Source organism: Saprospiraceae bacterium (assembly GCA_016719615.1).
Taxonomy (GTDB): Bacteria; Bacteroidota; Bacteroidia; order Chitinophagales; family Saprospiraceae; genus Vicinibacter.
In genome coordinates, this window is record JADJYQ010000007.1 from 210327 (window position 1) to 234780 (window position 24454).

The 24454-nt window shown below is 38.8% G+C and carries 25 protein-coding genes, 1 tRNA gene and 4 pseudogenes; 17 read left to right on the forward strand and 13 right to left on the reverse strand.

The window, feature by feature from the left end:
• Positions 1-26: 26 nt before the first annotated feature.
• From IPM92_15435 to mutL, 5 genes are all read right to left on the reverse strand, one after another.
• Positions 27-611, reverse strand: a complete 585-nt coding sequence (locus tag IPM92_15435) for a methyltransferase domain-containing protein (GenBank protein ID MBK9109719.1) — start codon at positions 609-611, stop codon at positions 27-29.
• A gap of 83 nt (positions 612-694) precedes the next feature.
• Complete coding sequence (locus IPM92_15440; protein ID MBK9109720.1) at positions 695-1741, reverse strand: endonuclease/exonuclease/phosphatase family protein; 1047 nt, start codon at positions 1739-1741, stop codon at positions 695-697.
• A 3-nt stretch (positions 1742-1744) separates the two neighbouring features.
• Positions 1745-2614 (reverse strand): rhomboid family intramembrane serine protease, encoded by an 870-nt coding sequence (locus IPM92_15445; protein MBK9109721.1) that lies wholly within the window; start codon positions 2612-2614, stop codon positions 1745-1747.
• Between the two features lie 2 nt (positions 2615-2616).
• Positions 2617-3219 (reverse strand): rhomboid family intramembrane serine protease, encoded by a 603-nt coding sequence (locus tag IPM92_15450; GenBank protein MBK9109722.1) that lies wholly within the window; start codon positions 3217-3219, stop codon positions 2617-2619.
• A 3-nt stretch (positions 3220-3222) separates the two neighbouring features.
• Entirely contained in the window at positions 3223-5016 is a 1794-nt protein-coding gene (mutL, locus tag IPM92_15455) for a DNA mismatch repair endonuclease MutL (GenBank protein ID MBK9109723.1), read from the reverse strand.
• Positions 5017-5406: 390 nt separating this feature from the next.
• Between mutL and IPM92_15460 the strand changes: the two genes are divergently transcribed.
• Together IPM92_15460 and IPM92_15465 are read left to right on the forward strand one after the other, a co-directional pair.
• Positions 5407-6195, forward strand: a complete 789-nt coding sequence (locus tag IPM92_15460) for a CHAD domain-containing protein (protein ID MBK9109724.1) — start codon at positions 5407-5409, stop codon at positions 6193-6195.
• A 101-nt stretch (positions 6196-6296) separates the two neighbouring features.
• Positions 6297-8189 (forward strand): amidophosphoribosyltransferase, encoded by a 1893-nt coding sequence (locus IPM92_15465; protein ID MBK9109725.1) that lies wholly within the window; start codon positions 6297-6299, stop codon positions 8187-8189.
• 11 nt (positions 8190-8200) lie between these two features.
• Here IPM92_15465 and IPM92_15470 read toward each other — a convergent pair whose 3' ends face one another.
• Together IPM92_15470 and IPM92_15475 are read right to left on the reverse strand one after the other, a co-directional pair.
• On the reverse strand, positions 8201-8650 hold the full coding sequence (locus tag IPM92_15470) for a GatB/YqeY domain-containing protein (GenBank protein ID MBK9109726.1): 450 nt from the start codon (positions 8648-8650) through the stop codon (positions 8201-8203).
• Positions 8651-8735: 85 nt separating this feature from the next.
• Positions 8736-8812 (reverse strand) — tRNA-Ile (locus IPM92_15475).
• Between the two features lie 270 nt (positions 8813-9082).
• Between IPM92_15475 and IPM92_15480 the strand changes: the two genes are divergently transcribed.
• The 5 genes from IPM92_15480 (at position 9083) to IPM92_15500 (ending at position 11849) form a co-directional block, all read left to right on the forward strand.
• Positions 9083-9880 carry a Fic family protein gene (locus IPM92_15480; GenBank protein ID MBK9109727.1) on the forward strand — a complete coding sequence of 266 codons (798 nt, stop codon included), beginning with the start codon at positions 9083-9085 and terminating at the stop codon, positions 9878-9880.
• Positions 9881-10196: 316 nt separating this feature from the next.
• Entirely contained in the window at positions 10197-10436 is a 240-nt protein-coding gene (locus tag IPM92_15485; protein MBK9109728.1) for a hypothetical protein, read from the forward strand.
• The gene (locus IPM92_15490) at positions 10417-10767 is read left to right on the forward strand and encodes a type II toxin-antitoxin system PemK/MazF family toxin (GenBank protein ID MBK9109729.1); all 351 of its coding nucleotides are present in this window, start codon (positions 10417-10419) and stop codon (positions 10765-10767) included. Before IPM92_15485 ends, IPM92_15490 begins: the two co-directional genes overlap by 20 nt.
• Positions 10768-10791: 24 nt before the next feature.
• Entirely contained in the window at positions 10792-11412 is a 621-nt protein-coding gene (locus tag IPM92_15495; protein MBK9109730.1) for an HAD family phosphatase, read from the forward strand.
• On the forward strand, positions 11412-11849 hold the full coding sequence (locus IPM92_15500) for a RecX family transcriptional regulator (protein MBK9109731.1): 438 nt from the start codon (positions 11412-11414) through the stop codon (positions 11847-11849). The genes IPM92_15495 and IPM92_15500 overlap by 1 nt, the downstream gene beginning before the upstream one ends.
• A 96-nt stretch (positions 11850-11945) precedes the next feature.
• Here the strand turns inward: IPM92_15500 and nadB are convergent, their stop codons facing one another.
• Complete coding sequence (gene nadB, locus IPM92_15505) at positions 11946-13550, reverse strand: L-aspartate oxidase (protein ID MBK9109732.1); 1605 nt, start codon at positions 13548-13550, stop codon at positions 11946-11948.
• Positions 13551-13798: 248 nt separating this feature from the next.
• Between nadB and IPM92_15510 the strand changes: the two genes are divergently transcribed.
• The 7 genes from IPM92_15510 (at position 13799) to IPM92_15540 (ending at position 17980) form a co-directional block, all read left to right on the forward strand.
• Complete coding sequence (locus IPM92_15510; GenBank protein ID MBK9109733.1) at positions 13799-13993, forward strand: hypothetical protein; 195 nt, start codon at positions 13799-13801, stop codon at positions 13991-13993.
• Positions 13990-14466 carry a nucleotidyltransferase gene (locus tag IPM92_15515; protein ID MBK9109734.1) on the forward strand — a complete coding sequence of 159 codons (477 nt, stop codon included), beginning with the start codon at positions 13990-13992 and terminating at the stop codon, positions 14464-14466. Before IPM92_15510 ends, IPM92_15515 begins: the two co-directional genes overlap by 4 nt.
• 424 nt (positions 14467-14890) lie before the next feature.
• The gene (locus IPM92_15520) at positions 14891-16060 is read left to right on the forward strand and encodes a hypothetical protein (protein ID MBK9109735.1); all 1170 of its coding nucleotides are present in this window, start codon (positions 14891-14893) and stop codon (positions 16058-16060) included.
• Entirely contained in the window at positions 16021-16551 is a 531-nt protein-coding gene (locus tag IPM92_15525) for a hypothetical protein (GenBank protein ID MBK9109736.1), read from the forward strand. The genes IPM92_15520 and IPM92_15525 overlap by 40 nt, the downstream gene beginning before the upstream one ends.
• Complete coding sequence (locus IPM92_15530) at positions 16505-16882, forward strand: hypothetical protein (protein ID MBK9109737.1); 378 nt, start codon at positions 16505-16507, stop codon at positions 16880-16882. The genes IPM92_15525 and IPM92_15530 overlap by 47 nt, the downstream gene beginning before the upstream one ends.
• Positions 16869-17276: a hypothetical protein gene (locus tag IPM92_15535; protein ID MBK9109738.1), complete on the forward strand. Its 408-nt coding sequence runs from the start codon at positions 16869-16871 to the stop codon at positions 17274-17276. Before IPM92_15530 ends, IPM92_15535 begins: the two co-directional genes overlap by 14 nt.
• Positions 17277-17362: 86 nt before the next feature.
• A complete protein-coding gene (locus IPM92_15540; GenBank protein ID MBK9109739.1) occupies positions 17363-17980 on the forward strand; it encodes a hypothetical protein in 618 nt (205 codons plus the stop codon).
• A 35-nt stretch (positions 17981-18015) separates the two neighbouring features.
• On the opposite strand, the gene IPM92_15545 is transcribed toward IPM92_15540, so the two are convergent.
• Positions 18016-18279: a hypothetical protein gene (locus tag IPM92_15545; GenBank protein ID MBK9109740.1), complete on the reverse strand. Its 264-nt coding sequence runs from the start codon at positions 18277-18279 to the stop codon at positions 18016-18018.
• 7 nt (positions 18280-18286) lie between these two features.
• Here IPM92_15545 and IPM92_15550 point away from each other — a divergent pair, with 7 nt between their 5' ends.
• Complete coding sequence (locus IPM92_15550) at positions 18287-18649, forward strand: hypothetical protein (protein MBK9109741.1); 363 nt, start codon at positions 18287-18289, stop codon at positions 18647-18649.
• Positions 18650-18854: 205 nt separating this feature from the next.
• Positions 18855-19304: a gliding motility-associated C-terminal domain-containing protein gene (locus IPM92_15555; protein MBK9109742.1), complete on the forward strand. Its 450-nt coding sequence runs from the start codon at positions 18855-18857 to the stop codon at positions 19302-19304.
• Positions 19305-19366: 62 nt separating this feature from the next.
• Here the strand turns inward: IPM92_15555 and IPM92_15560 are convergent.
• From IPM92_15560 to IPM92_15570, 3 pseudogenes are all read right to left on the reverse strand, one after another.
• Positions 19367-20579, reverse strand: a pseudogene (locus tag IPM92_15560) (aminotransferase class I/II-fold pyridoxal phosphate-dependent enzyme).
• Between the two features lie 29 nt (positions 20580-20608).
• Positions 20609-20858, reverse strand: a pseudogene (locus tag IPM92_15565) (4a-hydroxytetrahydrobiopterin dehydratase).
• Positions 20859-20868: 10 nt separating this feature from the next.
• Positions 20869-21841: pseudogene (locus tag IPM92_15570) on the reverse strand (M20/M25/M40 family metallo-hydrolase).
• 332 nt (positions 21842-22173) lie between these two features.
• Between IPM92_15570 and IPM92_15575 the strand changes: the two are divergent.
• Complete coding sequence (locus tag IPM92_15575; protein ID MBK9109743.1) at positions 22174-23454, forward strand: polysaccharide biosynthesis C-terminal domain-containing protein; 1281 nt, start codon at positions 22174-22176, stop codon at positions 23452-23454.
• Between the two features lie 18 nt (positions 23455-23472).
• Here IPM92_15575 and fabG read toward each other — a convergent pair.
• Positions 23473-24203 (reverse strand): annotated as a pseudogene (gene fabG, locus IPM92_15580) (3-oxoacyl-[acyl-carrier-protein] reductase).
• Positions 24204-24454 lie beyond the last annotated feature (251 nt).

Below are 24454 nucleotides of genomic sequence, written 5' to 3' on the forward strand. Positions count from 1 at the left end.
CCTTTCTGAAAATCAATGCTGTCCATTTACATTTTCACCAATATAAAAAACAATTCGTTTCCGGCTCTCTTGGGAATGCTGTTGTAACAATTATCAAGTTTTCGGATTTGAAATTTTGCGCTGAATAGTTCCCTATATTCATCAGCATCACCTCCAAATGGCGGACCATCCGCAGCAAATGCGGTGGCAAAAAGTAGCCCGGCCACCACACCTTCCGGGTTCAATAAGTCGTGACATTGCTGCACGTATTGCCTACGTTTGCCTGGGTCTAAAGCACAAAAGAAAGTTTGTTCGAGGATGAGATCGTAAGGACCCTTCAATTCAAAAAAATCGCAGCATAATGAATGTACAGCATTCTTTCCGCGAAATTTCTCCGTTAAATTAGCCACTGCCTTTGGAGAAATGTCGACAATATCAATATTTGTATATCCCATGTTTATTAATTCCTCAGCTTCATAGGCATTACCACAGCCCGGTATTAAAATCTTTGCAGATTTATTGGGATAGCTCTCCATAAAAGTTATTAAAGCTGGTGAAGCATAACCTATATCCCATCCTGTTGTTCCCTGTTGCCATCTGAGGTCCCAAAACTCCTTGTCTAAATTTTGCATTTGCGATTAGAATTTATTGTAAATATTTATTAGTCTTGCGAAACCATGGAGAATAAATTATAAAATGAGAATCCATCCAAGGTCTATTTTACATAAAATTTTGCGAAAACCGGGTGATGGTCCGAATATGGAGTATGTAATACTCTGTGCGAGCAAAAAATAATTTCCTTTAAATCACCCATAACATAATCAATTCTTAGTCCGGGTAATGCGCCAGCATACGTTGTACCCAAGCCCGAGCCACATTCGAGGAAACTGTCATTGCGATCTTGTGCCAATACTTTATAACAATGTGAGAAAGGCGTATCGTTAAAATCGCCTGCAATAATACAGGGCTTGCCACAATCTATGGCATTTTGTTTTACCAGTAGCGCTTGTTTTGATCGTATGATGGCACTATTTTTATACTTACGCAACATCCTCCGAATCGTTCCGACGGTCTTATCATTTTCCTCTGACTGATCTGTGGTAATCGCCGTAACTTCTTTGGTGATTTGATTACTTTGAAGATGAAGGCTATAAACCCTGACCGTTTTACCTTGCATCAGAACATCAACCCACAAACAACTGTTCGTTCGCTTTCCAAAATCGATGCGGCCTTTGTCTAAAATCGGGAACTTCGAATATATTGCTGCCCCGTGTTGAATTAAATAATGAAAGTGCGGGTAGATACCAGCATTGTTAATAATTTCATCGGCAAAAAAATTATCTTCCTGAACACAAAGAATATCGGGATCGTGTTGTCTGATAAATGAAATAAATTTATTTTTTTTCATTTGCATCATTGCAGCAGAAGTATCCTTTAATTGTTTCAAACCGTAGACATTGTAACTCATGATGCTTATAGGATCTTTACGGCATTTATTGGCATCAGATGTTTCTCCGAAACTGAACATGAGTAACAAGGGATTCCATCCTAAAACAATGGTGACCAATGGCAACCATGCATTTTTCCAATTAAAAAGTAGCCAAAACAAAATCAGGATAATGTTGATGAGAAAAACAACAGGAATAAACAAACTAACAATTGAAAACATCCAGAATATGGAAGGTTCTAATCCGACCATCAGATAAATACCAATGCAGACAATGAACCAAACAATATTTAAGGATAAAAAAAAACGCAACATGTATTATTCTTTACTTCGGTGATCAAGATATGATTTCTCATCATCACTTAAAGTCTGAATCCCCTGTTTGTGAATTTTATCGAGAATTTGATTGAGACGATCCTCAGCAGGTTTGTCATCCGTGTGAGATTTTGGTTTTCTATGAAAGGGTAAGATTTTTGGTTTTTTCTTTGTTTTATGGAAAGCCTTTAATTTCAATATATCCATATCGAATCCTTTACGAAGTAATACGATATATAAATAACCCCACAAAGCACCACCCAGATGCGCAAAATGGCCTCCAGTGTTGCTGGTTTGTCCTGCAAACAAAATGTCCAAAATGAGGATGACCAATGCGAGATATTTGAGTTGAACATTGCCAAAAATCAATAAGCGTATATTATAAGTGGGTGAAATAGTAGCGGCTGCAAACAACAATCCATTAACCGCAGCGGAAGCTCCATAGGCATGTATTTCCATATGCTGATACCAGGGAATGAATTGTGCTGAAAGGATAAATGCCAGAGCTCCAAACAAAGCCGCCTCAAAAAAAATGTATTTCGCATGCCTAATGCCGATGAGATCTTCAACAATTCCTGCAAACCAATAAAGCCACATCATGTTCCATAATAAATGAAAGAAACCCTCATGCACAAAAATATGGGTCACCCATACCCAAATCCTCCAAATATTATCAATCCATTCTGATGAAATACTGACCGAATAGATAATATCATGATACGTTGCTGCTGCCAGTCCATCATTGCTAAACGTAAACCAAGCTTTCAAAATATTCAGCAGCAAAAAGACAGCTACACAAATAGCAATACAGCGAATCCAGAAACCGCCGGTTTGTAATTTGTATCGGATATCTTTAACGATTGAATCAAACATGATTATGGTCGTGCGCGCCAAAAATACAATAATAAAAATCCCATGAATGCACCTCCTAAATGCGCATAATGTGCAATACCGGTATGATATCCACTCAAACCCCAAATCAAATCACCTGCCAGAAAAAAGATCGCCAGATATTTTGCTTTTACAGGAATGGGGATAAACAATAGGCTCATCGGAAGATTGGGATAAAGGTAGGCCAATCCTATAAACAATCCATTGATAGCACCTGATGCACCAACAACCGGAATATGGATCTCTGCTTCGGATCCCATAAAATGAATAAGCACAAATTTTGATAAGATATGAAGCATGGCTCCACCTAATCCGCAAGCCAAATAATAGATTGTAAATTTTTTAGTCCCAAGACTTTGTTCCATTAACGGCCCAATGAAAAATAAGGAAAGCATATTAAACAAAAGGTGATTCGTACTTCCGTGCATAAACATATGCGTAATCACCTGCCAGGGTTGAAACATTGGGCTCCCGGGATAAAAGAGATAAAGCTGGTGTTTGAAATCGGCCATCAAACTTAAAGAAGCAAAAAAAAGAATGATATTGATAAACAACAGGTGTTTGACAGCGTCTGTAATTTGAAACATGGTTTAACTAAATTTTTTTTGAAGTTCTTCAATACTGATATGAAAGATACATTTTTTTCCACCAGGACTTGTATAGGGAATCTCGCATAGAAATAATTGTTCGACGAGGCTGTTTATTTCGTCTGCCTGAAGACTCCGGTTTCTTTTTAAAGCCCCTGCAGCAGCCAATGAGCGGGCAATGTGATCAGATAAAGGCAGCTCAACTTCCTGATGTCTTTTATAAGCTTCCAATATCTGCTCAACGATTAAATTTTCGGTAGCAATCCCTTCTAATTCTGCCGGAACTCCATGGATCACAAAAGAATCTGAACCAAAACCTTCAATTTCAAAACCGGCATATCGCAAAGGATCCAGAATTTCTGTTAATAAGCTCGCGTCCTGTCGAGTAAGATGGATTGTTTGGGGAAATAATAATCGTTGTGTTGGGCTGGCTTTGGACTGAATTTTATTTTTGTAATATTCGAAAAGGATGCGTTCACTTGCCAAATGTTGATCGATCAATGTAATCCCTGTATTTAATTGAACGATAATGTAACTATTCAAATACTGGATTGCCTTAAATCCTTTTAGAGGATCATCTAATTCCAAAGTTTTGGAATCCGAAACATCATTGATCCCGGAATCAATAATTTCTGCATGAACAGCGTGTTCATCGCGCCCTTCCGGAAAAGCCATAAGGTCCCATCTCACTTTATGGCTCGAATCCTGCGGAGGCATGGCGCCAGCAGAAAATGCATGCTGAAAACTACCCGTGATAACCCGGTCAATACCGGGATTGGCACCCTCAAAATCTATTAAAGGCGTAAAGCTAAATTGCGATAAACTATATCGGACCGCAGCCTTTAAAAACTGATAGATAAGTTTGTCCTCTTCAAATTTAATTTCATTCTTTGTCGGGTGAACGTTGATATCAATTTTTTCCGGATCAATGTTTAAAAAAAGTACATAAAAGGCATAAGTATCATCCGGAAGTATCTGATCATATGCTGCTTGTACAGCGTGTTGCAAATAGGGACTACGAATAGCCCTGCGATTGACAAACAGATATTGCTCACCTTTGGACTTCCGGGCAATTTCCGGTTTACCTATAAACCCGCTTACTTCTAAAACTTCAGTTTGTGGTTGAACAGCCAGTAATGCATCCTGGTATTTTTTACCAAATACACTTATTATGCGTTGTTTAAGATTAGATGCCGACAATTTGTATTTAATATCCTCATTAATTTGCAGGGTAAATGCAATTTCAGGAAAAGAGAGGGCCTGAAAAATGAATTCATCCACAAGATGCCTCAATTCAATGGAATCTGATTTCAAAAATTTTCGGCGCGCGGGAACATTAAAAAATAAATTCTTAACCTGGATTTGCGTACCTGGATTGCAGGCACAAGGTTCCTGCGTTTTTATTTTTGATTCTGAAATGGCGATCCGGGTTCCGGTTACGTGATCATGAGGTTTGGTTTTAAGTTCAACTTGAGCGACAGAAGCTATGGAAGCTAAGGCCTCGCCTCGAAAACCTTTCGTCTGAATCTTAAACAAATCATCGGCCGACATAATTTTGGAAGTCGCGTGCCGCTCGAATGCCATTCTGGCATCCGTCGGGCTCATCCCCGAACCATTATCATGAATTTGGATAAGTGATTTGCCGGCATCTCTAATCAGTACTTTTATTTCGCTTGCACCTGCATCCAATGCATTATCGATCAACTCCTTAACCACAGAAGAAGGTCTTTGGATCACTTCGCCGGCTGCTATCTGGTTGATGACGCCGTCTGATAATAGTTTGATAATATCGGCCATTTTAAATGCTAAAACAGGATGTAAGGTAAGTTGTTTTCATAGTAAATTCAGATAACAATATTGCAAATTATAAGTTGCAAATGTGGTAAAGTCGGCCACCTAAACTTTCAAATAACATTCAAAATTATTCAATTAAATGCATCATTACAGTACCCAAAGAAAATCAAAATTTTGCGGATGTATCATTTAATAAATTAAAGCTGAATTAACTTTGAAACAAGTTTGTAAAATAAACCATTCTATCATTTGCTCAGGGACTGAAATCGAATTAAAGAATTTAATATTCCATTGGTTGAGAAGTGGCAAAATGGCATCAATTGCCATTTTAAAATATATATTTCACAAATAAATGCATCAGGTATGGGATGATTTCTTTTTACCTTCGCCATCATGGATCCTCTCCTTAAAAAATTGATTCTCGAATCTGGCAATTGGTTGCGTACTTTAAAATCCGTACAAAAAAATCCTGATAGCGAAAACATACATCTTTTTCGACTGGCCATTAAACAACTCAATACTTTTTCAATAGTCATTCAATTTCCCGGAAAAAAGGATGCGCATGCCAAAACCTTTGCATTTTTAAATAAATGTTTTCAAACTGCTGGCATTATTCGCAATGCAGAATTGCAATTGCACAGACTCTCGGCAAATTCAGAAATTTGTTTAATAAATCTTATTCAAAAAAATGAGCGTGTTCATGAAAAAGCAAAAATGAAATTTATTCAACTTCTTGAATCATCAAATTCTTCAGATTTGGTAAAATTTCAGATTGCATTTTCGCATGAAATTGAGAAACTAACTTCGCGTCAATTTCTACTCAAACTCAATAAGACATTTCAAAAAAATCTAAAGAAATTGAATAAAAAAACGCATCAGAAATCATTAAGAAGAAACTTACATGATATGCGCATCATTATTCGAAGAATTATAGAAATCATGAATTTTATTGGTTTTTTTGAAAAAGATAAGGCCTTCATTGAATTTAATGAATGGCTTAAAACTCTAAATAAAAAAATTGGCAACTGGCATGATGCTGAAAGCTTACACCTATCCCTTCTTCGTTATTTGAAGAAAAATATGCCATTTAACAATGCATGTTATGAAATTGCCGACCAACTTGAAATTGAAATGGCTTTCTTAGAGCAGGAAATTGAAAACTTGTTGACCAATGGACTTTAATCTAAATAATGTAACAAAAGACCAAAGACTAAATTGAGCCCTTATAAACCAGGTCTTCTCGAATCCAAAAAACGCAGTATCTTTGCATCTTAGTTGCCAGCATGAGCGATTCTATCAAGCATGAATGTGGTTTGGCTTTGATCAGACTGCTTAAACCTTTAGATTACTACCAAAAACATTATGGAAGCTGTTTTTATGGCTTGCAAAAGTTGCATTTGCTCATGCAAAAACAACGCAATCGGGGACAGGACGGGGCCGGAGTAGCCACGATAAAACTGGACATTGAACCTGGAAAAAAATACATCTCCCGCAGAAGAAGCAACACCTCAAATTATCTGCAGTCTTTGTTTGAAGGAATTATGCAACACTTTGAGGGACTGGATGAATCGCAGATCCAGGATGGACATTGGCTCAAACAAAATAAACCTTTTATGGGAGAAGTGCTTTTAGGGCATTTGCGCTATGGCACTCATGGAGATAATACCATAGAAACCGTGCACCCCTTTATTCGTGAAAATAACTGGATAAGCCGCAATTTGGTGCTTGCCGGCAATTTCAACATGACCAATGTAGAAGAATTGTTTCAAAAGCTCGTTACGCTTGGCCAGTACCCTAAAATCAAATCAGACACCATCACAGTTCTAGAAAAAATCGGCCATTTTTTGGACGAGGAAGTCCAACATTTATTTGACTGGTATAAACCTGAAGGTTACACACAACAACAGATTAATCCGTTGATCTTTGAAAATCTGGATATCTGCAATGTGCTTAATAAAGCATCGAAAAAATTTGATGGTGGATTTGTGATCGCCGGTATGATCGGGCACGGAGATGCCTTCGTTTTGCGCGACCCCAATGGTATTCGTCCGGCATTTTATTATAAAAACGAAGACATTGTTGCTGTAGCCTCTGAAAGACCTGCGCTGCAAACTGCTTTCGAAATTGGTGCTGAAGAGATCCATGAAATAAAGCCTGGAAATGCACTCATCATTAAGTTTAATGGCAAAGTCAGCGAAGAACTTTGCATCGAACCCAAAACAAAGACCTCCTGCTCTTTTGAACGCATTTATTTTTCGAGAGGAAATGACATCGATATTTATCAGGAAAGAAAAAACTTAGGCAGAGCTTTGGCAACTGAATTACTTCCTGCAATTAATGAAGATTTTGACAATACTGTTTTTACATTTATTCCAAATACTTCTGAAACTGCTTTTGTAGGACTCGGGGAAGCTTTACACGATTATCTCAATCAACATAAATTGAACTTGCTGATTTCGGGAAATGGAAAGCTAGCTCCTGAAAAAATGAAGCAGATTGTATTGCAGAAACCCAGAATTGAGAAACTCATCGTCAAGGACGACAAGATGCGAACCTTTATCGCGAATGATCACATCCGGGGAAAACTGGTATCGCATGTTTACGACGTTACCTATGGGATCATCAGACCAGGATTGGATACTTTGGTAGCATTGGATGATTCGATTGTAAGGGGGACTACGTTGCGAGATAGCATCGTTCATATTTTGTCTACGCTCAAACCCAAAAAAATAATCATACTATCTTCTGCTCCGCAAATTCGTTATCCGGACTGTTACGGAATAGACATGTCGCAAATGGGACAATTTGTTGCTTTTCTGGCACTGGTAGAACTCTTACACGATGACAATAAAGAGTATCTTTTAGAAGAAACCTATGAAAAATGCCTGGCCCAACAGGAATGGCCGGCTGAAAAAATGAAAAATCATTTGATTGAATTGTACGACAGCTATTCTTTCCACAGCATTTCCAAAAAAATCGGACAGATGTTGAAACCAGCCAATAGTGATGTCGAGGTGGAAGTGATTTACCAAACTCTGGAAGGACTGCATAAATCCTGTCCCAACCATACCGGAGACTGGTATTTCAGTGGAAATTACCCTACACCCGGCGGTGTCAAAGTAGTCAATACTGCTTTTATTAATTTCATGCAGCACAACGACGTGCGCGCATATTGAAAGGCCGCACTTTAAGCACCAAGCAATTCCTTTACGATAGCGGAAATATTTTTTCCATCTGCTTTTCCTGCGAGCTGTTTACTCGCCAAACCCATGACTTTGCCCATATCCTTGGGTCCGGCAGCTCCGGAATTTGTTATGATTTCAGTTAAGACTTTTCTGAGTTCTTCAGGCGACATTTGCTCGGGCAAATACCTTTCGATAATTTGAATCTCTTCTCTTTCAACCACTGCCAGGTCTTCCCTTCCTTGTTTCTCATAAATATCGAGAGATTCCCGCCTTTGTTTAACCAATTTCTGCAGAATCTGGGTGGCCCGATCATCATCAAGTTCTTTACCACTACCATCTGTATTGGCTAAAAGAATAGCAGCTTTGATGGCTCTGATACCTCTCAAGGCAATCTGATCCTGTGCTTTCATCGCTTCTTTAAGATCCGCATTAATTTTTTCTGAAAAACTCATAATTCCCTAATTATCAATAATCGGCGAATAAAAGCCGACCACAAAAAACACTAAACACGCTCTCACATTCATTCTCACATTGCTTTGGTGGTCCCACCTGGGCTCGAACCAGGGACCCTCTGATTATGAGTCAGATGCTCTAACCAACTGAGCTATGGGACCGAAGCCGCAAAAGTACAAAATGAATTTGAAAAGCCAATCGCTGTTCTAATTCATCTCTTCCAAAACATTTTTATATTTTTCTAGCCCTTCACACGATCTGAGTTCTTAGTTTTTCCCTTATAAAGGGGATGTAAATGTGTTTCAGATACTACAAGCTTTAGATAAATTAATTTCTCATACCTTTATTAGGTATTTAAAATTACGGATGAGTGGAATATTCAAACTAAATCTTAAATGAATTACATTGTAAAAATGAAGGATTTTCAAAACATGAATAAATTTAAATTTAATATTTTATCCACGGAACTATATGAACAGTATTGTGAAAATATCACAACTTCTTTTCTTGAAAAATATAAATCATTAGAAGACAGCGAACTTTCAATATCAACTTTCAGTTTCTATACTTCCGTATCAGCTGTTTACTCATCCAAGATAGAAGGTGAACATATTGAATTAGACTCATATATAAAACACAAACGTTTCGGAATAGAATTCATACCTGATTACACACTAAAAATTGATGATTTATACAACGCGTACCAATTTGCTAAAACTGCAAAATGCAATTCTGAAAACATATTTCTTGCCCATAAAATTTTAACAAAAAACATATTACCGGAAATCAGACAGGGAAAAATCCGAACAGGGAATATGTATGTGACCGCTCAAGATGGGAGAATAGAATATGTGGCTGCTTCGCCCTTTCAAGTCACCACGGAATTGAATAAACTATTTGCAGACCTTGAAATATTATTAAACACGGAATTAAATATTCAGGAAGTATTTTTCTTTGCCTCCATGCTTCATCTAGTGTTTGTAAAAATACATCCGTTTGATGATGGTAATGGCAGATGTTCCCGACTTTTTGAAAAATGGTTTTTAGCAGAGAAACTTGGCCAGCAAGCATGGCTGATACAATCAGAAAAAAATTATTATTCAAATCATCGAAACTATTATAAAAATATTAGCCTAATTGGTTTAGAATATGAAACATTAGATTACATGAATGCATTGCCTTTTTTGCTTATGCTCCCGCAATCGCTTAACATAAATGAGAATGAATAACTGTTCGGACCCAATACCAAGTCCATTAGTATTAATTTACATCCTATTGACGTTTATAGAAGCAAAGCTAAAAATTCATTGCTCACTTGTTTGAAACATCAGATTTCTCAAAATTCTAAAGTATGGATTGTTTTGGGGATAGTTACAGGAAATGTGATTTTACAAAAACCTATAATTGTAAACTGCTTATGCACAAGAACGCTTCCCATTCCACTTTGAGGCCTAGCGGTCAAATTGATTTACCAAAATTCGAAAAAAAACTAAATTTTGTATTTAGTATATACTAAAAGTATATACTTTTGTGTTAAATAGTCTTATGAAAACCATCTCCCTAAAGCTAGAGGACCCCATTTTCGAAGAAACAGAAGAAATTCTGGAAAGTTTGAAAAAACCAAGAAACCGATATATCAACGAAGCTATTGATTATTATAATCGCCTACAGCAACGGTTAATGATCGAAAAAAAAATGAAGCTTGAATCGAAGCTCGTTAGAAAGAATTCCTCAAAAATTCTGAAAGAATTTGAAGATTTGAATGATGTCGATACGTCAGTTTGAAATATGGAGTGCAGACCTGAACCCTAATCTGGGAACAGAGCCGGGTAAAAAAAGGCCCGTCCTGGTCATTCAAACAGATTTATTAAATGATGTTCAGCATCCCTCTACTTTAATTTGTCCGCTAACCACAAATACGATTGAAAAAGCAACGCTCTTGAGGGTGCATCTTAAAAAAGGACAAGCCGGGCTTAAGAAAGATTCAGACATTTTGGTAGATCAAATCAGAGCTATTGATAACCGTAGATTCCTTAATAAAATGGGAAAACTACCACCTGAAAAAATTGAATTGCTTAAAAGGAACATTCTCTTAGTTTTGGATATTGAACATTGAAACCAAGATATTTTTAAAAAATCAATGATTAAAAACCTAATCTTCGACTTCGGAAATGTCTTGTACGACCTGGATGAAAGTTTAACGGAAAGTAAACTCAGAGAAGTCCTGGACCCTCATAAAACAGCTGACTTGTTTGAACAGGTGCTTCACCCATTTGAGCGGGGAGAAATTTCAGAAGAAGCATTTTTCAACAGACTTCAAAGAAGATCTCGCGATGTAAGAGATGGAAGTTATTATTATGAAGCCTGGAATGCCATGTTGTTGGGCATGCCCGCACATCGCTTTGAGTGGCTGAAACAAATCCGAAAAAATTACAAGGTATATCTCCTCAGTAATATAAATATCACGCATTTACGTGCGGTAAGGAAAAACATTAAGATGCAAACAGGGATTTTGGATTTTGAATTGCACTATTTTGATAAAGTCTATTATTCTTTTGAAATAGGTTTTCGCAAACCTGAATTAAAATGTTTTGAATATGTATTAAATGATGCAGGAATCATAGGAAAGGAAACTTTATTTATAGACGATAAAGTAGAAAACATAAAAGGGGCTTCTGAGGCCGGACTCCATGCAAAATTGCATATGCCTGAGCTTAAAATTGAAGAGCAGATGGAAAATTACTTATACGAATTTCATTGATGTACCTCAGCAAAGAAAATCTCATTCTTAAACTCAGGCACTATTGTGCTTACCAGGATCGCTGTCAGTCAGAGGTCGAGCAAAAATTGCGTAAACTCGGCGCAGATGAAGAAATGGAAGGTGAAGTTATCTTACATCTACTGCAAGAAGGTTTTTTAAACGAAGAGCGATTTGCCAAATCCTACGCGCGAGGAAAATTCCGCCATCTGCAATGGGGTCGAATCAAAATACGGGCCGGACTCCAGGCTAAAAAAGTTTCTGAACCCCTCCTTAAAATTGCAATGATGGAGATAGATGAAAATGAATACCGACAAACGCTGCATCAACTTCTTGAAAGAGACATGGAACATTATGGCGATAAATCAAAAGTGATTCAGCATTTGCTGGCAAAGGGATTTGAATATGAGTTGATTTTAGAAAGCATGAAAACCATGTAGCCTATTTCATCAATATCCAACTAGTTTTCAAGAATTTTATAATTACTTCTATATCTTAATTGGATTCTTAAATATCATGATTTTTATAGACTTAGCTTACAACAAGGTCGATTGTTTAAATTCATGTTGATCTATATAATCTGTAGTGTAATGCAGGCCCCGGCTTTCTTTTCGCATGGAAGCCGAACGCGTAACCAGATAACCGATAGTAATCAGGTTGCGGAGCTCGCACAAGGCCGCTGACAGCGTTGTAGAATGGTATAAGTCTTCTGTCTCTTTGTATAATAAATGCAGTCTATTCAATGCACGTTCGATCCTTACGTTGCTGCGTACAATACCTACATAATAAGACATGATCTCTTTGAGTTCCTTGATGCTTTGTGTAATCAATACAAGTTCTTTAGGATGCGCTGTTCCCGTTGCATCCCATTCTGGTATATCTGTTCGCAGTTGAAATCCATCTATTTTTTCTACGAGATCTTGTGCAATGCGATATCCAAAAACAGCCGCTTCCAATAGCGAATTGCTGGCTAACCTATTGGCTCCATGTAAACCTGTATTCGTGCATTCACCGCAAGCATATAAATTGCGGATGCTGCTGTGGCCATAGGCATCTACATGGATCCCGCCACACAAATAATGACAGGCGGGAACGACCGGAATCATTTGTTGCATCGGATGAATTCCGATGCTTTTACACTTTTCGTAAATATTCGGAAAATGTTGCACAAATTCTGTTTCGTCGAGATGTCTGCAATCCAGACATACATAATCTTCACCTCGCGTTTTTAATTCGTTGTCGATTGCCCTTGCAACAATGTCTCTGGGAGCCAACGAAAGGCGTTCATCGTAACGCTGCATGAATTCCTGGCCATCCTGTGTTTTTAGAATTCCTCCAAAACCACGAACAGCTTCTGAAATCAAAAACGCCGGATTCTCGGAACTGGCCCTGTATAAAGCCGTTGGATGAAATTGAACAAATTCCATGTTTTCCACATGTCCTTTGGCGCGATACATCATGGCAATTCCATCACCGGTTGCAATGATAGGATTGGTGGTCGTTCTGTAAATCTGTCCGGCTCCACCAGTTGCAAGAATTGTCACTTTTGCCAGATGCGTTTCTACTTCTAGATTTTTCAGATTTAAAAGATAAGCTCCATAACATTCGATATCAGGCATGATGCGCGTAACATTGAAACCCAGATGGTGCTGGGTCAAAACATCTATTGCATAATAGTGCTCGAGGATCTCAATATTTGGGCACTGGCTGCATTTGTCAAGCAAAGCACGTTCAATTTCTGCTCCGGTCACATCCTGATAGTGCAAAATCCGCTTTTCCGAATGACCACCTTCACGCGCAAGATCATAATGAGATGCATCGATTTTATCAAATCGGGCACCCCAATCGATCAATTCATGTACGCGTTGTGGCCCTTCCTCTACCACGATGCGTACGATCTCTTCATTACATAATCCATCGCCGGCATCCAGGGTATCTTGCACGTGTTTTTCAAAATCATCTTTGATCCGATCCCAAACCGCTGCAATACCTCCTTGCGCATAGCGGGTATTGCTTTCTTCCTTATTGGTTTTGCTGGTGAGTCGTATTTTCAAATCAGGACGCTGTCGCGCAATTTGAATAGCAGTCGTGAGTCCGGCAATTCCAGTTCCGATGATCAATACGTCAGAGTTGTAAATCATGCTTTCATTTGTTGGGCAAATTTACGGAATCGACGTGAGTAAAATGCTTTTGTAAGCTTTCATAAATGAGATGGCAATGATTTTTTGGAGTCATTTAACATGATAGAATTCAGCAATTGAAAATTTAAAATGTTGTCCGTTCAAGCTTATTTATAAGCAATTGGCTAAGGACATTTTAAGGACTACACTGTTTAAGCATCCAATTTTTTCAAACATATTAGAGAACAAAATTTATATCTTTGTGAAGTATGAGATTAGACCGAAACATCCATAACGCAGGGTCCTTTGAAAAAATTCAAGGCATTGAATTGCAAAATGCGAAACTAAAGAATTATAAAGGACGATTTTGTATGGGCATCATTTTGCATCTGCTCAATCATAATTTAGATCCTGAAAAAGTAAAATTTGAACGGATATTTTCCAAAGCTTATAAAAGACCTTGAATTCAATATTTAACGAAGATTTTTTAGAGTACATCAGTTTGCTGAACAAACACTCCGTTCGCTATATTTTGATTGGTGGTTTGGCAGTCAATGTTTATGGATACAGGAGATCGACAGGTGATATGGATTTATGGATTGAACCTACAGAAGAAAATCACACCCGGCTTACAAAAGTTCACCAGGAATATGGAATGTATATGGGAGAAATGGAAGATCTTGAAAATTTTATAGATACGTTAAAATTTGATGTTTTCCAGTTTGGAGGTGGTTTTATTAAAATAGACATCATGACTGCCTGTAAAGGATTAATATTTGAAAGTGCCTTAAAACAAGCTAAAATGATCAACATTGAAAAAGTGAATGTCCGAATAATTCATATCAATGATTTGATTCAGGCTAAATTAGCAGCGGGTAGATTTAAAGATTTGGATGATATTGAAAATTTAAATAAATTACGAGATCAGAATTCATAATTCTGATTTTAATCAAGGTTTCCGAAGTGAATTGTGAACACCTTACAGCTGCTAAAATTCTTTTGAATTTATACGGTGTAATTTTTGTTGAAATGTATCAAAATCAATTGTTAATATAAACACCGGTAAATTTGCATTTATGCCTGATTTTGCATATATTATTTACACCTGAAGCCTTTAACCCAGAATTGCCAATAGAATTCTATTACGAGCCAAAACTGCTTCAAATACAGTCCTCTTCTCGAAATTTGTGCTCAATGAAATCCTTACTTCACTTCCGCGCAAATTTCTTGCGAGGAGACCTGTCTTTTTTGCATTTTTGACTCTCACTACGAATCCTAATGGCAATTCTGGGTTTAATATTTACTGTTTTTAAAAATATTTTCTATTCAATACAACTTATTCCGCTTATTTTGTATCATATATGATGATGAGCAACAAATATATTCTTACCGTATTCTTCTTAATGCTCACGATAGGTAGTGCGATTTCACAGCATTGTGCATTTGATGAGAAACACCAGGCCTTATTGCAGTCCGATGCTGCCTATCTGCAGCGGACTCTGCAAATGGAAAATGAAATTTATCAGTACAGTCTCGATGCCCTGAAAAGCAAAATTCAAAGCCGATCCAAACCGATTTATACACTTCCCCTGGTGGTACACCTCATCGTTCCTCCCGGAACTGCTATCGGACAAAGCAATAACTTAACAGACCGGCAGGTCGAACAGGGTCTGGATTATTTAAATCAGGCTTTTTCTAATTCGGGTCCCTTCGCTGCTGCAAATGGGGTAGATGTTGGCATCCAATTCTGTCTTGCACGGCGAGATCCCAATGGTCAACCTACCAATGGAATTACAAGAACTCCGAGTAACCTGGTCAATGACATGATGTGTGCTCTAGGCACCAATGCTAACAATGATGCTGCGATTAAAGCGCTGATTGGTTGGGATTGTACTCGCTATATCAACATTTTTTTAGTTACAGATTTATTTAATAACAACTTTGGTTGCAGTCTGGCAGGTTACGCCTATTTCCCGGGTGCTCCCTGCACGGTAGACGGCATTGTTCAAGAAAGTCGTTATTGGAATTCAATTGGAGGAACAGTAGTTACGGCTCACGAAATGGGCCATTATTTTTCTTTGAATCATACCTTTAACGGCGGATGCACAAATGGCAATTGTCTACAGGATGGAGACCGGGTCTGCGATACACCACCTGACAATTCAGCATCCTTCGCACCCTGTAATACCAACTCCTGTAACACTGATATTCCGGATCTACCTGACGACAACAGCAACTACATGGATTATACTTCTTGCGGCCCGGTACATTTTACCGACGGACAAAGGAATCGTATGATCGCCGCACTGGAGACCACCCGCAAATCGCTGATCAGCTCCAATGGTTGTTTGCCTCCAGGAAATTATGATGCTGCTGCTTTGGAATTAAGTTTACAAGGTTCCGTTTGCACAGATTCCCTTTGTCCGAAATTCAAGATCCGAAATGACGGAAGTAAAAAGTTTTTCAACACTGGATATCAATTATCAGCTCAATGGAATTCCACAAAGTCCCTATGTGGAATGGCATATTAATTCCTGGTCAGAGCCAGGTCATAGATCTCCCTTGCATTCCCATTCCACAAGGAAATCATAGCTTATCCGTTACGCTCGGCAATCCCGATAATCAGCCGGATTTTTATCCTCAGAATAATATCCTCCAATATGCGTTTGAAATTTTTGAAGAACTTAAACTAACAATTGATAGTTTATCGCCCACACATTGCATCAGCGACGGAAAACTCTGGGCACATGCCACCGGCGGAACAGGGCCATATAAGTATCGCCTCAACAAGAGATCCGGATCACAAACAGATTCTTATTTTCAACTTCTGCTCGCTGGCAATTATATTCTCTATGCAGAAGACTTAAATGGTTGTCAGACCAGTTTGCCATTACTATTCCCGATAGTTGCGGCGGAATCGGAAATAAAAATTTATCACCAATGGAAATGCACGGCAATTGGGCAACGATTGCTATTTGTTGACAGAGGAGAATTTTGGTCAGACAGGATCCATCTGGTATGAAGATAAAGTCAGCTTACACAGTAGTTTTGACATCTATTTTGATATTAATTTAGGTTGCCTTGATGCGCAAGGGGCAGATGGCATTGCCTTTGTATTTCAACCCATTTCAACTTCGATCGGAGTCTCTGGAGGGGGACTGGGTTACCAGGGTGTTATGCCCAGTCTTGCTGTCGAATTTGACACCTATCACAATGGCAATTATACGGATCCCATTTTTGACCATGTTGCCATTATAAGAAACGGTAATGTAGATCATGCTTCAGGCGATAATCTCTCAGGTCGGTCGGGATTCTCAATGGAAATGCTAATGCTGAAGATTGCAATTTTCTAAAGTGCTTATACGTTGGAGCGCGAGCAATGCAACTTTATCGGTGTATGTGGATTGTATTTTAAAATTGCGCTATTCCGGAGATGTCGTTCGCAGTATTTTCAACAATGATCCGAATGTATACTTTGGATTTACAGCTGCAACAGGTGGATCTATCAATGTTCAGCAAGTCTGTTTAAATTACATCACCGGCGTCAACACACTTCCCGATCTTACCATTTGCGAAGGAGAATCGATCCAGGTTTCGGCCAAACCCAATTTCGCACAATATCGCTGGCGGCCTTCAAAAGGTGTGGTGATACCTCTGTATTTAATCCGACCATTCAACCAGATAGCACGACCACTTACCATATTGAATACAGTGATGCTTGCGGATTTCAGTATCAGGATTCGTTAACGATTTTTGTAAAGAAGTACAGTTTAAAGTATGAATTACAACTGGCCGACAGTTGCGGATCTTTTCGAGGAGCTTTACTTCGCATTTTGAAAAACCTGAAGACAGTTCAGCTCTTTACAGTATGGACGGTATTTTTTTTCTATAAACAATTTTATTTTGAAATTCCGGAAGAAGGATTTTACACGATCTATACCAAAATTGGAAACTGCATTCTTCCTGAAATTATTGAAGTGAGTGAATTCAAACACCGGCTTCGGGATAGTTTGATCCGGGTGCAAGCAATGAACTGCATCGATTCGGGACGTATCGTGATCACCGCACTGGAAGGCATACCGCCATATTCATATCGCATCAATGGCGGCAACTGGCAAAGCAGTGGTATTTTCACCGGATTGGCACCGGGCAATTACATCATTGATGTAAGGGATTCAACGCGATGTAACCTACAGCGCCTCGTTCAAATCGGTCTAGCCAATCAACGATTAACATTGAAACAAGACTCATTCAATCTTGAAATAAATTGTTGCCAGCCAAACGCATTTATTGCAGTGAGTGCAGATGGTACTTTCCCTTTTTACCATTATTCATTGGATCAATCATATTGGGAGGATTCAGGATATTTTACAGGATTACTTCCAGGTACACATACATTGATTCGCGCGATGAATACGGTTGCAGTTCAGATACTTTGCACTTTGTGGTGATTGATCATAGTCAGGTAGATCGCGATACACAATCTCTAAAAATTTGTGAAGGAGAATTTATTGTTGTCGGCAGCAACCGTTATACCACATCCGGAATTTACACCGATATTTTTCAAAATAGATTCTGTTGCGATAGTGTGATCGTCACAAATCTTATTGTCGACCAGTGTATAATATTCCAAATGTGCGGCAAATTTGCAATGGTTCAAATATTGTTGTAGGAACAAAGTCGTACACGAATACCGGAAAGTATATTGATACCTTACAAGTATCCGTTCCTGTGATAGTATTGTATACACCGATTTATTGGTTTACCCGATTTATGATTTACAACAAAATCATATCATTTGCGAAGGAGAGACCGTCATCATCGGCTCTAGTCAATACACAAAATCAGGCTTGTATCTTGACAGTTTATTGACTGATAAAGGTTGCGACAGTATTATTCATACACAGGTCACTGTAAATCCTAAACATTTATTTCAGCAGCAATTACAAATCTGTAAAGGACAATTCACCCGGGTAGGAAATAATATATACAATGCCACCGGTTTTTACCAAGACCGTCTGAATAATATTTTCGGATGTGACAGCATTGTTGAAACAAATTTATTTGTAGATACTGTAGAAGCCCAATTGCAAATTGGATACGATTCGGTGTTATGGTGATGACGATGCAGTTATTACAATTTATCCACAATCTGGAATTCCGGGATTTATGTATGCGCTGGATGACACCTCTACTTATCAATCCGATAATTATTTTAGCCCCCTAACACCCGGAAACTACCAAGTGTTCGTTAAAGATACTTTGGGTTGTGAAAATCAATATTCAGTTGTATTTTTTCAGCCCTTGCTTTAAGCAGATCTACCTGTGGAAATAAAACTTACACTTGGCGACAAAATACAATTACAAGCTATTTTAAATTTTATTCCCGGCACCGCAAGCTGGACGCCTGCCACCGGACTTTCCTGTACAGATTGTGCGGCGCCCTATTTGTTAGCACTTGAAAATGCAGAATACGAAGTATTATTTACCAATTCGGCTGGTTGTGAAGTGCGAGCAAAAATTAAAGTCATCGTCAACAATCAAACCGATGTTTATGTGCCCAACGTTTTCAGCCCCAACGGCGACAACCTAAACGACCTGGTTACCGTATTCGGAGGTCCCAGCATCCGAGAAGTAGAGCTGTTCCGCATTTATAATCGATGGGGAAATATGGTTTTTGAAAACAAACATTTTCAGTTGAATGACTTATTAGCCGGATGGGATGGAAGATTCAATGGTGAGCCGATGAATCCAGCGGTTTTGTATATCATTTGAAAGCGATTAGGATTGATGGAACGGTGTTGGAGAAATATGGGGATGTGAGTTTGGTGAGGTGATCACCTCCGCCTCCACCTCACCCCGCCCCTCTCCACTGTGCGGAGAAGGGCCGGGGAGGTGGATAATTTTAGCAACTGCGTCGCAGCTTCCTTAATCGTATCTTCCTTCTTTGCAAAACAAAATCTTACAATGCCCGGATCATACCCATCGTGATAAAATGCAGAAATGGGAATCGTTGCCACTTTTTTATTGGCTACCAATTGTTCTGCGAAAGTGACATCACTTAATTGTTCCGGATTTTTAAATCGCGCAAGTGCAAAATAACTTCCTTCGCAGGGCAACCACTCAAAATCTGGATGTTTCATTTCTTTAAAAAAGAAATCTCTTTTGTGCTGATAAAATTGTGGAAGTTCGTTGATAAATTCGGGAAGGATTCCATAAATTTTGCAATTGCATATTGTGCCCGGCGTGTTTACGCTAAAGACTAAGAACTGGTGGACTTTGCGGATTTCTTTAGTGAGTTCGGCTTTTTGCAATCGTATATCCTATTTTCCAACCAGTATTGTGTAAAGTTTTACCCATTGAAAATGTAACAATAGAAGATTTCATGATCTCAGGATAATGCAATGCACTCCAATGTGGCTTGCCATCAAAAACCAACATATCATAAACTTCATCCCATACCCACAAGACATCATATTGTACTGCAAGTTTTTCGAATCTCAGCATATCTTCTTGATGCAGTATTCTTCCTGCAGGATTGTGAGGATTGTTGATCAGAATCATCCGGATTTTTTCCTTTTGCAACATTGATTCAAGCTGCGTCCATGGAATCGAAAAATCTGGTAATTCGAGTCGGAGGTAAACTGGCTGACCCCCGTTGACCAGGACTGCAGGTCCATAAGAATCATAAGCAGGTTCAAAAATCAATACTTTATCACCGGGACGAATGAAAGCGCTAATAATCGTATAGATTGCTTGCGTGGCACCTGCGGTAACGGTAATATCATCATCTATATTCGCTTTGAGTTGGTATCGATTTTTCCAAACGACTTGCTATTTGTTGGCGCAACATGAGCAATCCCGGCATTGGGGCATATTGATTAAAACCGGATTCAACAGCTTCATTTAAAAATTGAAAAGTTGTTCGGGTGGTGCGAAATCAGGAAAACCCTGAGCGAGGTTGATGGCCTGATACTGTTGCGCCAGAGCTGTCATTTTCGCAAAATGGAAGCCCTGCTTGAGAAGTTTAGACGGTATCGGATTTAGCATCTGTTAAACAACGAAAAAATGAAAGCCGATCAATGTTTAGAATATTTTTTATAAATGCGATCGATCTCTCCTGCCATTCTATGATCTTTTTCTGTAACAGTATCGCCGGCATCGTGCGTTGTTAATACGATGTCGACTTTATTCCATGAATTTTTCCAATCAGGATGATGATTGAGTTTTTCTGCTTGAAATGCGACTTCGGTCATAAAAGCAAATGCCTCTCCCGAAATCTCTAAATTCAAAACTTGATTTTAATTTGTTACTACTTTCTTTCCACATAGTTTCGTTTTTATGTATCGTATTTAAATTCAAATGAATAATTTTCGAGTTCTTGCACTGCTGCTTCCAATAATCGAACCGCAGCGTCGATATCATCTTCATGTACCATTTCAATGACCTGATGAATATGTCTGGTGGGAATAGAAATGGCACCTGCAATGGTTCCATTTCCTGCACGTTGCACTGATGCAGTATCTGTACCACCACCTGTTAGCAATTCTGCTTGCCAGGGTATTTTATTTTTCTCTGCAGCAGATTTTAAAAATTGAACCATTCGATAATCAGGGATCACACTACTGTCAAAAAGTTTAATAGCAACGCCATTGCCCAGTTTGGTGATATATTCGTGAGATTGGGCTCCGGGTACATCATAAGCGATGGTCGTATCAATGTTGATGGCTACATCCGGTGCGATGCTGTTGGCCGCGATCATAGATCCCCGGCTCCCTACTTCTTCCTGTACCGTAAATACAGCATACACATCCAGAGGCGCTTTGGTCTTTTTCAGTTTTTTCATGAGTTCGACCAAAATATATACGGATACTCTGTTATCCAGAGATTTACAATTAATACATTTTCCCATGCGGATCATTTCGCGTTCACGGGTTATAGGATCTCCAATTTGAATTTTCCCGACTACTTCAGCTTTCGTTAAACCTGTATCGATAAAGAAGTCTTTTAAGGATGGAGCTTTTGCCCTTTCCTCTGCATTCATGATATGAAGTGGTTTACTTCCCATGACCCCGTGGATATCTTCTTTGCCGTGGATGATCACTCTTTGGGCGGTTAGTGTCTTTGGATCAAAGCCCCCGAGTGGAAGAAAGCGAATAAAACCTTCATCATCAATATGTTGAACGATGAATGCGATTTCATCCATGTGAGCGGTCAACAGAATTTTTTCGACTGTGCCCTTTGTGAAAGGTAATCAGGTTACCCATGGCATCTGTCCGCATGTCATCCACATCTTTTTCAAGAGTGCTCATGAGGAATGAACGGATGCGCTGTTCGAAGCCGGGAGCCCCCAGTACTTTGCATATTTTGAAGCAAATCGAATTCTGCCATTTCTTTTGTCTGGCCAAAATTAAGTCATGGGAGTTAATTGATTAAATATGGCTTTTGATACTATGTATGCCTGATTTTTATGAGCTTTGCAGCTGTGTCCGGTTTAAAAAGTCTCGCAAAGGAAACCATGATCTATGGTTTAAGCTATTCGCTTGGCCGTTTGCTCAATTTTTACTGGTTACCGTATACCTGACACGTGTGTTTTCAGACGAAAGAGCCTATTTTTCGATATACAGTGAATTGTACTTTTTTATTGCGCTTTTTTCTAGGAATTCTGGGTTTACGTATGGAAACGGGTTTTTTTAGATTTGCTTCTGATGAAACATTTGCAACTAAAATTTATCCGGTAGCCAGCCAGCTTGTTTGGATGGTTTGTGGGCTCTTCCTGCTTGCTGCTTATTTTGGATTAGATGTCATCAATTATGGATTACATTATCCACAATTACAAAACTTAATATTTCTGGCAGCGGGAATCACTGTATTGGACGTTTTGAGTGCCTTGCCCTTTGCCAAACTACGTTATGATAAAAGGCCCCTACGTTATGCCTGGATCAAACTCTCCGGATTGCTTTTAAACATCATTCTCGTGTTGTATTTTTTAAATGAATTTGGGGGAACAGCTGTTGAAAATTTATATTGGGTATTGCTGGCTAATTTGATAGGAAGTGCTTTGACACTCATTTTGCTGCTGCCAGAAATCAAGAATGCGTTTACCATCGCCGATTGGAAAATCTGTAATCGACTCTTGAAATACGTTTCTCCTTTAATCATCGTCACTCTTTCTTTTATTGTGATCCAATACGGGGCTACAAGTATACTTAAATACTTTCTTCCGGGAGATGCTTTACAAAACCTCGAAGCCAGTAGTAGTTTCAACGCAGCCATGCGACTTGCCGTCATTATGAATTTGTTTGTGACTGCATTCAATTATGCAGCCGAACCTTTTTTCTTTCGTCATGCAAAACAAGATCAGGCTCCGCAACTTTTTGCAAGATTGTCTTTGTATTTTATCATCGCGTGTTGTTTTATATACCTCGTGATGGGATTATTTATTGATGTGTTTGCTAAATTGCTTGATAAAAATTTTAGGGACGAATTATTTTTGGTAAATATTCTTTTGTTGGCCAATATCTTCATGGGATTGTATTCCAACTTTTCGAGTTGGTATAAATTGTCTGATAACAACCGTTTGATGGCCATTGTGAGTGTATTCGGAATGTTGCTGATGTTGGTTTTAAACGTCCTTTTGATACCCTATCTGGGCAACAGTTCGGCTGCCTATGCAAATCTTACAGCTTATTTATTCATTTGTGCCCTGGCTTACTATCAGGGGCAAAAAAAATATCCGATCCCTTATCCGATACTTAAAATGACCATGTGGTTGTTGGCTACAGTACTAACAGTTGTATTCATTCCAGGCATCTATACCTTTTTTAAAATTGAATCCCTCGTCCAGTATAGCCTATCCTTTTTGATCCTCATTGCATTTGGATATGCTGGGTATAAACTGGAATGCAAAAAGAAACTTGTTTGAATTTAATCTTTTACATGTTCATCCCCCACAAACACTCAAGACCTGTCCGGTAATATAACACGACATATCAGAAGCGAGGAATAACACAGCATCTGCAACTTCTTCGGGTTTTGCAAGACGGCCCAAAGGAATTGCTTTCATAAAAGCCTCTTTGGTTTTTCATCAAGCACATGCGTCATTTCCGTTTCGATGAACCCGGGAGCCAGTGCATTGCAGCGGATGTTGCGGGAAGAAAGTTCTTTAGCCATACTTTTTGTAAAACCGATCATGCCTGCTTTTGAAGCGGCGTAATTTGATTGACCGGCATTACCAAAAACACCTACAACAGATGAAATATTGATGATAGATCCACTACGTGTGCGCATCATGTGCTTGGCTGCAAATTTGGTCAGATTAAAACAGGATTTTAAATTGGTAGTGATGACCTGATCCCATTGCTCTTCGGTCATACGAAGGATCAGATTGTCTTTAGTGATACCAGCATTGTTTACAAGAATGTCCAGTCCACCCAAATCTGCAACTACAGATTGAATCAATTGCTCAGCATCTGTATGCACAGCTGCATTGGACAAATAAGCTTTTGCCTGGACACCATAGCGCATGCATTTTTCGGCAACAGCCTGAGCTTTATCCGGGGAAGAAACGTAAGTAATAGCTACATGCGCCCCATTTTTGGCAAGACCTTCTGCAATGGAAGCACCAATTCCACGGCTTCCTCCGGTAACGAGCGCAATTTTTCCTTTAAGCATTTTTTTGGATTTAGGAGATAAAGATAATTGGAATTTGCAGTTGAGGCTAAAGGGAAAAAGTTGAAAGACTAATGAAAATTAGAATGCATACCATAATTACTTTCTTCCCTTTAAGCTTTTCCCTTTAGCCTTAAATTTGAATAAACATCACCACTGGAATGATCTTTTGATGCTCCGGTTACACTTTTTAGTACATTGATTTTTTATTCCACCTCAAATAAGCCAGCACTGCAAAAATCAGTGCCTCCTTG

What these genes read in the sequence shown, in the direction of transcription:
- IPM92_15435 (MBK9109719.1), bottom strand. Translation starts at nt 611, where the DNA reads ATGCAAAATTTAGACAAGGAGTTTTGGGACCTCAGATGGCAACAGGGA.
- IPM92_15440 (MBK9109720.1), bottom strand. Translation starts at nt 1,741, where the DNA reads ATGTTGCGTTTTTTTTTATCCTTAAATATTGTTTGGTTCATTGTCTGC.
- IPM92_15445 (MBK9109721.1), bottom strand. Translation starts at nt 2,614, where the DNA reads ATGTTTGATTCAATCGTTAAAGATATCCGATACAAATTACAAACCGGC.
- IPM92_15450 (MBK9109722.1), bottom strand. Translation starts at nt 3,219, where the DNA reads ATGTTTCAAATTACAGACGCTGTCAAACACCTGTTGTTTATCAATATC.
- mutL (MBK9109723.1), bottom strand. Translation starts at nt 5,016, where the DNA reads ATGGCCGATATTATCAAACTATTATCAGACGGCGTCATCAACCAGATA.
- IPM92_15460 (MBK9109724.1), top strand. Translation starts at nt 5,407, where the DNA reads ATGGATCCTCTCCTTAAAAAATTGATTCTCGAATCTGGCAATTGGTTG.
- IPM92_15465 (MBK9109725.1), top strand. Translation starts at nt 6,297, where the DNA reads ATGAGCGATTCTATCAAGCATGAATGTGGTTTGGCTTTGATCAGACTG.
- IPM92_15470 (MBK9109726.1), bottom strand. Translation starts at nt 8,650, where the DNA reads ATGAGTTTTTCAGAAAAAATTAATGCGGATCTTAAAGAAGCGATGAAA.
- IPM92_15480 (MBK9109727.1), top strand. Translation starts at nt 9,083, where the DNA reads ATGAATAAATTTAAATTTAATATTTTATCCACGGAACTATATGAACAG.
- IPM92_15485 (MBK9109728.1), top strand. Translation starts at nt 10,197, where the DNA reads ATGAAAACCATCTCCCTAAAGCTAGAGGACCCCATTTTCGAAGAAACA.
- IPM92_15490 (MBK9109729.1), top strand. Translation starts at nt 10,417, where the DNA reads ATGTCGATACGTCAGTTTGAAATATGGAGTGCAGACCTGAACCCTAAT.
- IPM92_15495 (MBK9109730.1), top strand. Translation starts at nt 10,792, where the DNA reads ATGATTAAAAACCTAATCTTCGACTTCGGAAATGTCTTGTACGACCTG.
- IPM92_15500 (MBK9109731.1), top strand. Translation starts at nt 11,412, where the DNA reads ATGTACCTCAGCAAAGAAAATCTCATTCTTAAACTCAGGCACTATTGT.
- nadB (MBK9109732.1), bottom strand. Translation starts at nt 13,550, where the DNA reads ATGATTTACAACTCTGACGTATTGATCATCGGAACTGGAATTGCCGGA.
- IPM92_15510 (MBK9109733.1), top strand. Translation starts at nt 13,799, where the DNA reads ATGAGATTAGACCGAAACATCCATAACGCAGGGTCCTTTGAAAAAATT.
- IPM92_15520 (MBK9109735.1), top strand. Translation starts at nt 14,891, where the DNA reads ATGATGATGAGCAACAAATATATTCTTACCGTATTCTTCTTAATGCTC.
- IPM92_15525 (MBK9109736.1), top strand. Translation starts at nt 16,021, where the DNA reads ATGGAATTCCACAAAGTCCCTATGTGGAATGGCATATTAATTCCTGGT.